The organism is Bacteroidia bacterium (genome assembly GCA_040880525.1).
In the GTDB taxonomy this organism is placed as follows: Bacteria; Bacteroidota; Bacteroidia; order CAILMK01; family JBBDIG01; genus JBBDIG01.
On record JBBDIG010000010.1, the window covers coordinates 14,567 to 27,288 of the forward strand.

12 protein-coding genes are annotated in these 12,722 nt (G+C 47.1%); 9 read left to right on the plus strand and 3 right to left on the minus strand.

Annotation, left to right across the window (positions count from 1 at the left end):
* The first annotated feature begins 120 nt into the window (after nt 1–120).
* Together WD077_01770 and WD077_01775 are read left to right on the plus strand one after the other, a co-directional pair.
* Complete coding sequence (locus tag WD077_01770; GenBank protein MEX0965937.1) at nt 121–831, plus strand: glycosyltransferase family 2 protein; 711 nt, start codon at nt 121–123, stop codon at nt 829–831.
* Nucleotides 819–2,198, plus strand: coding sequence for a hypothetical protein (locus WD077_01775; GenBank protein ID MEX0965938.1), 1,380 nt, complete (start codon nt 819–821; stop codon nt 2,196–2,198). The genes WD077_01770 and WD077_01775 overlap by 13 nt, the downstream gene beginning before the upstream one ends.
* 5 nt (nt 2,199–2,203) lie before the next feature.
* Here the strand turns inward: WD077_01775 and WD077_01780 are convergent, their stop codons facing one another.
* Nucleotides 2,204–2,845, minus strand: coding sequence for a ribonuclease HII (locus WD077_01780; GenBank protein MEX0965939.1), 642 nt, complete (start codon nt 2,843–2,845; stop codon nt 2,204–2,206).
* Nucleotides 2,846–2,873: 28 nt separating this feature from the next.
* Here WD077_01780 and WD077_01785 point away from each other — a divergent pair, with 28 nt between their 5' ends.
* Both WD077_01785 and WD077_01790 read left to right on the plus strand, forming a co-directional pair.
* On the plus strand, nt 2,874–3,626 hold the full coding sequence (locus tag WD077_01785) for a class I SAM-dependent methyltransferase (GenBank protein MEX0965940.1): 753 nt from the start codon (nt 2,874–2,876) through the stop codon (nt 3,624–3,626).
* A 118-nt stretch (nt 3,627–3,744) separates the two neighbouring features.
* Nucleotides 3,745–4,260: a DUF2892 domain-containing protein gene (locus WD077_01790; protein MEX0965941.1), complete on the plus strand. Its 516-nt coding sequence runs from the start codon at nt 3,745–3,747 to the stop codon at nt 4,258–4,260.
* Here the strand turns inward: WD077_01790 and WD077_01795 are convergent.
* Nucleotides 4,257–5,150, minus strand: a complete 894-nt coding sequence (locus WD077_01795; protein ID MEX0965942.1) for a hypothetical protein — start codon at nt 5,148–5,150, stop codon at nt 4,257–4,259. The two genes, WD077_01790 and WD077_01795, sit on opposite strands and share 4 nt — an antisense overlap.
* A gap of 37 nt (nt 5,151–5,187) precedes the next feature.
* On the opposite strand from WD077_01795, the gene WD077_01800 reads away from it, so the two are divergent.
* From WD077_01800 to WD077_01815, 4 genes are all read left to right on the plus strand, one after another.
* On the plus strand, nt 5,188–6,156 hold the full coding sequence (locus WD077_01800) for an NAD(P)H-quinone oxidoreductase (protein MEX0965943.1): 969 nt from the start codon (nt 5,188–5,190) through the stop codon (nt 6,154–6,156).
* Between the two features lie 159 nt (nt 6,157–6,315).
* Complete coding sequence (locus tag WD077_01805) at nt 6,316–8,742, plus strand: PKD domain-containing protein (protein ID MEX0965944.1); 2,427 nt, start codon at nt 6,316–6,318, stop codon at nt 8,740–8,742.
* A 16-nt stretch (nt 8,743–8,758) separates the two neighbouring features.
* Nucleotides 8,759–9,538, plus strand: a complete 780-nt coding sequence (locus WD077_01810; GenBank protein MEX0965945.1) for a c-type cytochrome domain-containing protein — start codon at nt 8,759–8,761, stop codon at nt 9,536–9,538.
* A gap of 35 nt (nt 9,539–9,573) precedes the next feature.
* Nucleotides 9,574–11,433: a carbamoyltransferase gene (locus WD077_01815; GenBank protein MEX0965946.1), complete on the plus strand. Its 1,860-nt coding sequence runs from the start codon at nt 9,574–9,576 to the stop codon at nt 11,431–11,433.
* Between the two features lie 17 nt (nt 11,434–11,450).
* Here the strand turns inward: WD077_01815 and WD077_01820 are convergent, their stop codons facing one another.
* Entirely contained in the window at nt 11,451–11,849 is a 399-nt protein-coding gene (locus tag WD077_01820; protein MEX0965947.1) for a DoxX family protein, read from the minus strand.
* 152 nt (nt 11,850–12,001) lie between these two features.
* Between WD077_01820 and WD077_01825 the strand changes: the two genes are divergently transcribed.
* A complete protein-coding gene (locus WD077_01825) occupies nt 12,002–12,682 on the plus strand; it encodes an ABC transporter ATP-binding protein (GenBank protein ID MEX0965948.1) in 681 nt (226 codons plus the stop codon).
* Nucleotides 12,683–12,722 lie beyond the last annotated feature (40 nt).

Consider the following 12,722-nt stretch of genomic DNA (forward strand, 5'->3'; position numbering starts at 1 on the left):
TTGAATTGTAAACCTTTTTAATTCTATTAAATGTGGGTAAAATGATTACTCAGGGAGCCATTTCAGGTTTCTTAATTTTGCGCTCATTTTCTTAGTGGCTTTATCGCCATAATGATATATATGGATCTAACCATCATTGTCCCCCTTTATAATGAAGAGCAACTGGTACCGCAGGTTATCAGCAAACTGTTAAATCTCAAACTACCTGAATTTGTAAATAAACGTGAAATCATAGTGGTGGATGATGCCTCTTCAGATGGCTCCTACCAGGTAGTGGAAAAAATTGCTGCGCGACACGAACAGATTCATCTGCTCCGGCACGAGGTAAACCAGGGAAAAGGCGCAGCCGTGCATACCGCCATAGCTGCCGCCAAGGGCAATGTATTTCTCATCCAGGATGCAGATATGGAGCTTGATCCTGCTGACATTCCGGCTATGCTCACCGCCATGCACAAACTCAAAGTCCAACTGGTGAATGGCTCCCGCTATATGCCAGGGGTCATCAGGCCCCTCTCCAGCTACAGAAGATTTATGGCCAACCGGCTTTTCACGCTGCTTACCTCCATTTTTATCAATGTCAGGATCACAGACATGGCCTGCGGATATAAGCTCATTCATAAAGATCTCTTAGACCAGATACAGTTGAAGGAAAAGCGATTCGGAATTGAGGCCGAACTGATCATTAAAGCCATGCGGATAAGGCGAAATAATATTGCTGAGGTACCCGTACAATATTTTCCCCGGAACGAAGGCGAAGGGAAAAAACTGAGAACCAGCGATGGAATTAAAATACTCTGGATCATTTTTAAATATGGTTTATGGGACAAATGAAAACACTCCTGCACCAAAAACTATGGTCCACTAAAGCTTTGTGCTGGGCCAGCGTCCTTGTAATACTGATGATCATCAATAATCTCCGCGACTGGGAGGACTATAAGCAGGTGATATATTGGGATACCCTTTCATACTATGCCTATCTGCCGGCAGCCTTCATTCACGGAGATCTTTCCCTGAAATTTACCTCCAAAGCTCCTGCAGCATACTCTCAGAAATTTTGGCCTAATACTACGCCCGAAGGCTATAAAGTGATCAAAACCACGATGGGCCTGGCATATTTGTACGCTCCCTTCTTTTTTATTGCCCATGGCGCAGCCCACGTTTTAGGATATCAAACCGATGGATTTTCTGACCCCTACAGCCTGATGATGTTACTGGGCGTGGTATTCTATTTTGCCATTGGCCTTTTTGCGCTCAGGAAAATTTTGTTGCGATATTTTTCCCCTTTTGTTACAGGTCTTACGCTTATTGCAGTTGTATTTGCCACCAATCTTTTTCACTACACTTTTGAGCAATCCACAGTTGCCCATACCTACAACTTCATGTTGTTCAATATTTTTATTGGACTCTCAATACTCTGGCATGAGCGGCCTAACTGGAAGACATCATTATTCCTGGGTTTTGTATTTGGCCTCATCGTGCTGATCCGCCCTACGAATATCCTGATCGGGCTATTCTTCCTGCTATTCGGGATTACGAGCGTGGCGAGGCTGAAAGAGCAATTCCGGAAATTCGGCAGGCACTGGCAGTTGCTCCTGCTGATGGCGGCAGCTTCACAGTTTCCGTGGATACCACAATATCTCTACTGGAAACTCTTTGCAGGCCAATGGATATTCTGGAGCTATACGGGCGAGCGGTTTTTCTTTAATGACCCAGAAGTGTTGAATGTTCTTTTTAGTTATCGCAAGGGCTGGCTGCTTTATACGCCTATCATGGCTTTTGCCCTGGTTGGGATATTTTTTCTTCGCCAACAGCTAAAACCATTCTTTCTGCCAATACTCATATTTACAATACTCAACTTTTATGTAATCTCAAGCTGGTGGTGCTGGTGGTGGGGCGGATGCTATGGCCAGCGTGCATTCGTGGATTCTTATGGGCTTATGGCTTTCCCCCTTGCAGCTCTAATGGCCTGGAGCCTGAAAAAACATTTTGCGACCAGAGTGGCGACACTGGTATTGGTTACCCTCCTAACCGCGCATGGCATATTCCAAACCGCACAGTATCATTATGGAGCGATCCATTATGACGCGATGACCAAAGAGGCCTACCTGCACCAGTTCCTGAGACTGAGACAAGGGCCGCTCTTCTGGAAATACGTAAAGACACCGGATTATAAAGCCGCAAGGAAAAACGAAGAGTGAGGGTATCAGAAAGTCAGCTCCAACTGCCTTGCAGCGCACGGGGCGAAGCTCATCCGGTGATAAGGCGTAACTCCAAAATATCGCAATGCGGATTTGTGAATGGGCGTTCCGTAACCTTTGTTCCGGTCCCAGCAATATTGCGGATATTCTGTATCCAGGTGTTGCATCAGTTCATCTCTAAATACTTTTGCCAAAATAGAAGCGGCTGCTATGCTTTTGAATTTCGCGTCTCCATCCACCACACATTCGTGCCTGATCTGCCGGTAAGGTTTAAAACGATTCCCATCAATCAGCAGCAATTCCGGTTGAACAGTTAACTGATCTATTGCCAAATGCATAGCCTTTACAGATGCCCAGAGAATGTTGATCTGATCTATCACCACGTTATCCACCACACCTATTCCCCAGGAAATAGCTTTCTTACGAATATAGATCGCGAGTTTTTCGCGGTCTTCGCGCAGAACCTGCTTACTATCATTCAGCAGCTGGTGCCGGAAACCACCTGCCGGCAATATAACTGCAGCAGCCACTACCGGCCCCGCAAGGCAGCCGCGCCCGGCTTCATCACATCCTGCTTCAGCTATCCCATGACTGAAGAAATTCCGCAGTCGTTTTGTCTTTTTACCGTTATTTTGAACGCGATCCATTCCACAAAAATAAAACTAGTCATCGCTCTTGGTCACATCTTCAAAAGATAACTCTTCCGCCTATCGCGGTAAATTGTATGAAAACTACTTTGAGACCCAGGTTTCGCGCATTGGAGCAGAAGGTGTGGCAAAGTTGAAAAACGACCTCCGCCTGTATCGCAAAGAAATCCTGCCACTGCTTTCGCAAGACCGCCAAATGCCGGTGCTCGATATTGGATGCGGATATGGAAGTCTGCTCATGTTGCTAAAGCAGGAAAAATATCAGCATCTCCAGGGCATTGATCTTAGTCCTGAACAAGTGAAGAAAGCCGAAGAATTTGGTGTAGAGGATGTGCAGCACGCGGATGTCTTTGATTTTTTATATGATAAAAAAGAAGAATTCGGAGCGATCACAGGCATTGATATTATTGAGCATTTCAATAAAAATGAGTTGTTGCGTTTGCTGGGCATTATCAGGAATTCATTGAAACCCGGAGGCATCTGTATTTTTCGCACGCCCAATATGGATGCACCCTTCGGTTCTACTTATGCCTATGGCGATTTTACGCACGAGGTTTTGCTAAATTATTCTTCGGCAGTTCAGCTTATGAGATCTGCGGGCTTTGTTGAGGTACAGGTGCTGCCCTCCACTTTGGAAGTTTCAGGTGCAGCGAAGAAAATACTGCAAAGGATGGCATGGACAGGAGTGAAATTCTTTTCACGGCTCATCCTGTTTGCCACCGGTAAAAGCAGCCGTGATGTCATCCTTACTCCAAACCTTATCATCACCGGCAGGAAATAAGTTTGTTGCTACAAAAACTCCTTCAGGATTGTTAAGCATTCCCGTAAATGTGCGCAATGCCTGCCCCTGCTTCCAGCGCGACAAATGATACTTTTGCAAAAATTTTCAGAAATAAAATATGTACGGTAAATACATTAAAATAGGAATCGTGGTTTTGCTCGTAGCCCTTGCGGTTTATCAGTTCATTATAGGGAATATAGGGTTTGGAATATTGCTGGTGTTGCTGGCAGGGTTTCCGGTACTTTTTATTTTTAAGAATGAATACAACCTGCTGGCACTCATTTTTATGAAACGCGGCAAATTTATAACTGCCGAAAAAGTATTGCTAAAGGTGAAGCATCCTGAAGCTATGCCCAAGAGCCAGGAAGCATACTATTATTTTCTCCGGGGAGGCCTGGAAGCGCAAAAGCGCCAAATGCGCGAGTCGGAGCGATTTTATAAAAGGGCCCTTGCCACCGGCCTTCGGATGCCCACTGATCAGGCAATGGCAAAACTGAATCTGGCGGTAGGCAGTATCAGCAGGCGCAGAAAACGCGAAGCCCAAATTTACCTGCAAGAGGTAAAAAAGCTGGATAAATACAAAATGCTGGATGAACAGGTGAAGATGCTCAAGGAGCAAATGAAGCGGATCTAAAAAACAGGGTCATCAGGGGATCTGTCATCTTGTATTTCCCGCTTTTGGGTTTTAGGAATAAATATGCTGGAAAAACGGTAAAGATACACGCCTCCCAGCGCTGCCCAAAGCAATATCAGATCGGATATACCAAACGTGCCATAGAGAAAACTCCCGGCAAAACAGGTCAATACTGCCACGATAATAGTAGCACGGACCCGTATGGAATGGAGTTTTTCACCAGTGGCATCGGCTACGGTGGATGGCCGGTGGATAAAGATGAGCACAGGAATGGCAGATAACACGAGTACACCCGCTGAAAGAAGCAACGGCACCGAAGCAGTGGGTGTGGGAAATGTAAGGTTGGAAAAGACTGAAATAACGGCCACAATTCCGGCTGCCAGGACAAAGGATGCTAACTGGCGCATGTCCTTTTGAGGCAAAAGCGCATCCAGCAGGAAAGGCAGCGGCATCAGCCCAACCATAAGCAAACTGCCATCATATAGCAGCCATCCCCCCGCCAATAATACCAGCGCCACATCCAACACTTTGATGGGTAACCCCACGCTCTTATTAATGATGCGAAATATCCCAATAAGATAAAAGGTCAGCAACCAGTCAGGAAATCCAAAAAAATAATATCCCGTGGCAGCTACCGGCAATGCTACAAATGCGGCAAGCTCATTTGCCGGATCCAGTTCCCGCGCCAGCACCCACGTCAGGAACATGGATAGGCTCGCCTGCACGCCCCACCATAACGCCTCCAAAATGGGCATGCCACCCACGGATTTAACTATGATTCCCAGAAGCAACACCAAAATAGCGATTACCGCAATAGCATTATTTGTAACCAAATCCAGTTCAATTGGCCGTGCGAGTGAACTGAACTTATACCGTTTTTTTTCTTTCATTTCTTATTAGAAAGGACACGAATTTTAAAAACCACCTATGAAAGCAATTTTGGCTGGCAAAGATGAAAAACTCTGCTGGGAACAGCAGCCTGATCCGGCAGTGCCAAAGGGCTACGTGATGCTTGATGTAAAAGCTGCCGGAGTAAATCGTGCCGATCTCCTTCAACGAAAAGGATTGTATCCGCCACCTCCGGGAGCCTCTGAAATTCTTGGGCTGGAACTGGCCGGGGAAATAATTGAGATAAATGGAAATACCCACTGGCAACAGGGACAGCGGGCCATGGCACTTGTTCCGGGCGGAGCATATGCCTCAAAGGCGGTGGTTCCGGTCGGAATGCTACTTCCCATCCCCAGCCAATTTTCTTATGCAGAAGCTGCAGCCATTCCCGAAGCAATCCTCACCTCATATCTCAATCTTGTTACGATCGGCAAACTAAAAGCAGGTGAAACCGTGCTCATTCATGCAGGTGCCGGTGGAATCGGGAGTACGGCCATACAGTTGGCAACCGCATTGAAAGCTAAGGTAATTACCACAGCCGGAACAGATGAAAAACTGGTCTTTTGCAGGGAACTTGGTGCTGACATAGCGATCAATTATCATGAACCTGAATTTGAGCAAAAGCTAAAAAATGCCGCTGCAGAAGGGATTGATCTGGTTTTCGATACAGTGGGTGGGAGCCGGTATGGCTCTCTTCACCCCCGCCTGCTAAATAAGTATGGCCGCTGGATAATAATAGGGTTACTGGCCGGGCGCAATGCTGAAATTGATCTGGGTCAGATACTAATAAAGAACATAATCATCAGCGGCTCCACGTTAAGGAGCCGGCCACAGGTTGAGAAGGAAGGGCTAATCGCCAACATACAGAAGGAAGTGATACAACTATATAAAATCGGGGTAATTCGGCCAGTGCTTGACAAAGTTTTCCCTATTGAGGAGGCTGAAACCGCACATGAATATATGCAGTCGGGCAAGGCACAGGGGAAAATAGTCCTTGCGATTTCCTGATTCGGATGTGAGATTGAAAGAATCCTGAAACCTGTGGTGATTTTATAGACGGTATAATCGCCTCATTCAACGCCAAAATTATCCGGTCCGGCAAAACTCATTTCTAAAACTATTGGATAACTTAAAAATTTGTGCAGTTGAAATCCAAAAAACTAACTCATGAAAAATCTGCTACTTCTATTGCCATTCGTATTGTTTTTTACTAATGCAATCGCCCAGGGTTGGACGGCCCAAACCACCGGCACCTCTGCCGATCTGGTCTATATAAAGTTTATTGACTCAACCCATGGCTGGGCATTTGGTGCCGGTGGCGTGGTTTTAAAAACTAGTAATGGCGGTACTTCCTGGCGGGATGTTTCAGCTTCCACCGATTTTGATACCCGTTCGGCCTATGCTTTCGATACAAATATGGCAGTGGCAGTTGGTGAGTATTCCAATGGTGATGGCTTTATTCTCAGGACCACCGATGGAGGTGCCAATTGGACCACCATTACCTCTTCGCTGGACGAGCGTCTGCTTGGGGTTTATTTTTCCGGTGACAAGGGATGGGCAGTGGGAAGAAAAGGGGAATTCTATTTTTCTTCGGATAAAGGCGCAACATGGAATTCGCAAAACTCTTCTGCTGGCGAAGACCTGGAGACGGTTTTTGCCGTTTCGCCCAGTACTGCCTGGAAGGCTGGCGAGGATGGGGAAATATTCCGGACCTCCAACAGCGGTAGCTCCTGGAGCAGTCAGAACAGCGGAACAGGAAGGGATATTTTCACCATCTTTTTTATAGATCAAAACGTGGGTTGGGCCGGGGTGGAAAATGGCACATTGCTGAATACCACTAACGGAGGGAGCACATGGTCCTCTTCGTCCCCCGCATCGTCTGATATCCTGGCCATCGAATTTGTTAACAACAGCAGGGGCTGGATAGCTGGTGAGGCGGGGATGCTCTACACTACCACGGATAGCGGGAATACATGGACAGCAGAAACCGCAGCATCAGGCATTATAAGCTCCCTCTCTTTTATTTCGCCCACGCGGGGATGGCTTGCAGCTTCTGGTGGAGCTATTTACAAGTTCGAAACAGTTTCCCCATTGAGTGCTGATTTTTCATCCTCTGCACCAGCTTGTGTGGGTGCGTCAGTGGATTTTACCGATAATTCAACCGGAAGCCCTGTGGAATGGGAATGGAATTTTGGCGATGGCGCCACTTCCATCAGCCAGAATCCATCTCATGCCTACGCCACGAGCGGCCAGTTTGAAGTTACACTTACAGTAACAGATGCCCAGCAAAATGAGGCTTCAGTGAAAAAGACCATTGAAATAACAGCCGGTCCGACTGCTGATTTTATCGCTTCCGACAGTGCATTGTGTCTTGGCGATTCAGTGTCATTCACGAGCGTTTCATCCAAGGATGTTGTGAGCCATAGCTGGAATTTTGGTGATGGATCACCGACAGGCAGTGGGACGGACCCAGGCCACCTGTACACGCGGGGCGGCAATTTTGAAGTCGCTCTGATTGTAGCAAATGCAGACGGCTGCACAGATACAGCTTTGACATCCATATCAATTGAAGACCTGTCAGTATCTGTAAATCCTGCCAATGTCACGCTCTGTGCCGCTGGTGATTCAGTATTGATAACAGCCTCAGGTGCCGATAACTATGTTTGGTCCCCGGCAGCTTCGGTTCGCTCTCCCAATAGCCCATCTACCTATGTGTTCCCTGGGGCAACAACGGTCTACAGCGTTATCGGGTCCGGCAACAGCGGTTGCAGGGACACTGCCTATTCTGTGGTTACCATTCATTCAAGCGAACCCCCGGTTGCGGATTTTGAATTAAATGCCACGCAGGGCTGCGTACCTTTTACGGTTAGCGCCACTAACCTCTCCACATCAGCTACCGGATACCAATGGTTGTTAACAGGAAGCAGCAGCCAGAAAAATTCAGCATTAGAGAACCCCGATTTCCTCATCAGTTCACCGGGTCTTTATACAATCATGCTGGTGGCATTTGGATGTGGGGAAGATGACACACTTATCAAACCACAACATATCCGGGGCGAACAAACCCCGGTTGCCGCATTCACTATTTCTTCAGATACGTTAGACCTTAAATTCACCTCCTCGGTTACATTTACAAATCAAAGTACGCAGACCGTGCAGCCTTCATGGAGTTGGGACTTTGGGAATGGAGCCACGGCAAGCCTTGAATCGCCAGTAGCAACTTACAGTACGCCTGGCAATTATAATGTTCAATTGGTGGTGGCTTCTTCAAACGGATGCAGGGATACGGCATCCCGTCCATTGAAAGTCATTGACACAACACCACAATTCGTGTCCGAGGCCAATGATGGAGGCGGCTTTGCACTTTATCCGGTTCCTGCCAGAGACCAGATCTGGGTGCAGGTTCCGAAAGGAGAAAATATCGTGTACTCCTTGCATGTTTATGGTCTGGATGGCCGGGAGCGGGCTATTTTTAACAACTTAATGCCCGGCCTGCAAAGCATTCAATTAGCGGGATTAAAAAAAGGACTTTATTTGTATTGCATAAAATCTACTGACAATCAGGTATTTAATGGAAAATTGGTCATCAAGTAACTTTAAACACGAGATAATGAGCAAGTTCAAATACTTTTCCCTCCGCATGTTGCTGTTTCTGGCAATTGGATGTGCTATACATAGCTGCAAGCATGAGCCGCTGGAGCCGGTAAGCCCCACTGATCCCACAGATACAACGGGAACGGATACTACCGGCACGGACACCACAGGTACCGATACAACGATTGTTGAGCCAATTCCCTGTGATCCTGATACGGTGTATTTCAACCGTGATATTCTGCCACTGCTCATAAGCAACTGCGCCAAAAGTGGTTGCCATGATGCTGCTTCGCGTCAGGATGGTGTAGTGCTGGATAATTACCTGAATGTAATCAATACTGGGGATGTGAGGGCTTTCAGGCCTGACAACAGCGAGATATATGAGAAGATCACAGAAAATGATCTTGACGACCGGATGCCGCCCCCGCCTAACCAACCGCTCACCCCGGACCAGATTAACCTGATTGAAAAATGGATTAACCAGGGTGCACTTAACAACGATTGCAATGAAAGCGGTTGCGATACCAGCAATGTTACCCTGTCAGGAACCGTTATGCCAATCCTGAAGAATTATTGTCAGGGTTGCCACAATTCTTCACTGGCATCTGGTGGTGTGCGGCTGGACAACTATAACAGTATTAAGGTAGTAGCACAGAATGGAAAATTACATGGGGTAACGGCATGGCTACCGGGGTATAAGAAAATGCCACAAAACCCTCAGGGTGCTACCCAACTGCCCGAATGTAAAATCCGCCAGATCAAGATCTGGATTGATGCTGGTGCACTAAATAATTAATCTTGGGTTTAGGTAGGCGGGTATATTTGCAGGCTATGAAAATTCTTGGCCTATCTGCCTTTTATCATGATTCTGCTGCAGCCCTTATCGTTGATGGCGAAATTTTAGCCGCAGCCCAGGAAGAGCGTTTCAGTCGTAAAAAGCATGATCCATCATTTCCCGCACAGGCCATTTCATTTTGCCTCGAATATGGCGGCATTTCGCTTGATGACCTTGATGCGGTGGCATTTTACGACAAGCCTCTGCTTAAGTTCGAGCGCCTGCTTGAAACCTATTATGCATTTGCACCTAAGGGTCTCAGTTCCTTTATCGTTTCGATGCCAGTTTGGCTTAAAGAAAAGATGTTTCTGAAACGGCTCATTCATACGGAACTAAAAGCGATAGGGGAATATGACCGCAAGAAACTAATATTGCTGTTTCCTGAGCACCACCTTTCTCACGTAGCCAGCGCATTTTACCCTTCAAATTTTGAAGATGCTGCGGTGATGACACTGGATGGTGTGGGCGAATGGGCCACCGCCTCTATCGCAAGCGCGGATGCTGCCGGCATCTCGGTTTTAAAAGAACTGCATTTTCCCCATTCGCTTGGACTCCTTTATTCCGCATTCACTTACTACATGGGTTTCAGGGTAAATTCCGGAGAATATAAGATGATGGGACTTGCCCCTTATGGAAACCCAGGAAGTGACGAGGTGAAACGCTACCATGCTGCGATCCACGAGCATTTGATAAAGCTCTTTGACGATGGATCCATTTGGCTGAATCAGGATTATTTTGGATACGCTACAGGCTTGCGAATGGTAAAGGACAAGAAGTGGGAGAACATTTTTGGATTGGCCAGAAGAGAACCTGAGACGGCCCTCACACAATCTCATTGTAACCTGGCGCTGGCAGCACAGCAGGTAACTGAAGAGGTGGTGGTGAAGATGGCAGCCGAAGCAGCTAAACTCACCGGCAGCCGCAATCTTTGCCTGGCCGGTGGTGTGGCCCTGAATTGTGTGGCAAACGGTAAAATCCAGAATGCCGGATTATTTGACAACATTTTCATCCAGCCGGCTGCGGGAGATGCGGGCGGTGCTTTAGGAGCGGCTCTGGCAGCTTATCATATTAGCTTTCAGCACCCGGTGCAGCGAAGCCCTCTCCCAGACAAAATGAAGGGCAGTTATTTAGGACCAGAATATTTCTCGCACCATGCGGCACGAGCCATTAAAAAGCATAAGGGAATTTTTCATGACCTGCAACATGAAGATGCACTTTGCGAGCGTGTGGCAAAGTTGCTTTCGGAGGGAAATATAATTGGATGGATGCAGGGCCGTATTGAATTTGGCCCGCGCGCTCTGGGAAATCGGAGCATTCTGGGCGATCCCCGGAACCAGGAGATGCAACAGAAGCTGAACCTGAAGATCAAATACCGTGAATCTTTTCGTCCGTTTGCGCCTTCGGTGCTTGCCGAAGATGCCCGCAAATATTTTGAGTTGGATAGCCACTCGCCATATATGCTGTTGGTGCAATCGCTGAAAGAAGAATGGCGGCATCCGCTTCCCGATCATTACGATCAGTTTCCACTAAAGGAAAAACTATACTACCAGCGCAGTGAGTTCCCCGCCATTACGCACGTGGATTTTTCAGCCCGTATACAGACCGTTCACAAGCAATCGAATCCAGTCTATCATCGCCTGTTAACAGAGATGAAAAAACGAACAGGTCACGGCATGTTGGTAAACACCAGCTTTAATGTGCGCGGAGAACCGGTAGTCTGCACTCCGGCTGATGCTTATCGCTGCTTCATGCGCACTGAGATGGATTGTCTGGTCATCGGCAATCTCTTGTTTCTGAAAGACGAACAGCCCGAATGGCACAAGGAGAAAGGAGTCATAAGCGAGGAACTGGATTAATGAAGCCCTACATGAAATCATTTCAATACCTGATGATCCATTGAAAATTTGCCGGCTCCGGTAAAAAACAAGGTGGTGAAAGTAACGGCATACAGCAAAGCAAATTCCTGCTTGCTCCAGGGATCATCCGCATGTACGATGAGTGCCGCGACCAGCATTGTGATAATGAGCGGGATCACCGCAACACGGGTAAACAATCCGAGGATCACCAGAATGGAGCAAAGAAACTCCGCTCCGACAGCGAAGAGATAACTGATCTCGCTACCTACTCCAAGTGGATCTGAGAATGTACTGAATCTTTCATTGAATGACTTCAGCTTTGGATATCCATGGGCGAAAAGCATAAAACTTCCGCTAAAAACCCTTAGCACCAGCAATCCCATATTTACAGAGGAACCTAACAGGAATTTTTTCATCAGGTAATATTTGAGGGGTGATTGATTATTACAATAAATACTTTAATCAAAAGTTAAAAGCTGTTAAATCCATTGTTGTTCGGGAAAAGGAAAACGAAACCGCACATTTTACGGAAATGCAAAACTTAACTTTGGCGCCAGCAAACGTGGAAATGATCTCTCTAAAGAACATTCATAAATCCTACGCCACCGGGCAGGGCAGCCTGCACGTCCTGAAAGGCATTGACATGGAAATTGAAGAAGGCGAGATGGTCTCAATAATGGGATCCTCCGGTTCGGGAAAATCCACGCTCCTGAACGTTCTCGGTATTCTTGATAAATATGAAGAAGGAGAATACAGGCTTGGCGGCACACTCATCAAAAACCTCAATGAAACGCAGGCCGCCCGCTATCGCAACCGGTTCCTGGGTTTTGTATTTCAATCATTCAATCTCATCTCCTTTAAGAATGCGATGGAAAATGTGGCCTTGCCGCTGTATTATCAGAAGGTGAGCCGCAGAAAGCGCAACCGTATTGCAATGGAATACCTTGAGCGCGTGGGGCTGAATGATTGGGCCTCGCATCATCCCAATGAACTTTCGGGAGGGCAAAAGCAGCGCGTAGCCATAGCGCGTGCCCTGATTACCAATCCCCGCGTAATCCTCGCTGACGAGCCCACAGGGGCGCTGGATTCTCAAACCTCGTCTGAAGTAATGGATGTATTGAAGGAGGTAAATGAAGAGGGAATGACGGTGGTAATCGTAACCCACGAAGCAGATATAGCCGCCCGTACCGGGCGCATCATCCGGCTGCGGGATGGTATTATAGAGGATCAGACCGTTTCATCTCATTAAAGATTCATGGCCAATCCCAACGCAGATAATGCCATGGAAC

Coding starts and splice junctions, on each gene's coding strand:
- WD077_01815 (MEX0965946.1), top strand. CDS start 9,574: ATGAAAATTCTTGGCCTATCTGCCTTTTATCATGATTCTGCTGCAGCC.
- WD077_01810 (MEX0965945.1), top strand. CDS start 8,759: ATGAGCAAGTTCAAATACTTTTCCCTCCGCATGTTGCTGTTTCTGGCA.
- WD077_01770 (MEX0965937.1), top strand. CDS start 121: ATGGATCTAACCATCATTGTCCCCCTTTATAATGAAGAGCAACTGGTA.
- WD077_01805 (MEX0965944.1), top strand. CDS start 6,316: ATGAAAAATCTGCTACTTCTATTGCCATTCGTATTGTTTTTTACTAAT.
- WD077_01800 (MEX0965943.1), top strand. CDS start 5,188: ATGAAAGCAATTTTGGCTGGCAAAGATGAAAAACTCTGCTGGGAACAG.
- WD077_01820 (MEX0965947.1), bottom strand. CDS start 11,849: ATGAAAAAATTCCTGTTAGGTTCCTCTGTAAATATGGGATTGCTGGTG.
- WD077_01775 (MEX0965938.1), top strand. CDS start 819: ATGGGACAAATGAAAACACTCCTGCACCAAAAACTATGGTCCACTAAA.
- WD077_01790 (MEX0965941.1), top strand. CDS start 3,745: ATGTACGGTAAATACATTAAAATAGGAATCGTGGTTTTGCTCGTAGCC.
- WD077_01795 (MEX0965942.1), bottom strand. CDS start 5,150: ATGAAAGAAAAAAAACGGTATAAGTTCAGTTCACTCGCACGGCCAATT.
- WD077_01780 (MEX0965939.1), bottom strand. CDS start 2,845: ATGGATCGCGTTCAAAATAACGGTAAAAAGACAAAACGACTGCGGAAT.
- WD077_01825 (MEX0965948.1), top strand. CDS start 12,002: ATGATCTCTCTAAAGAACATTCATAAATCCTACGCCACCGGGCAGGGC.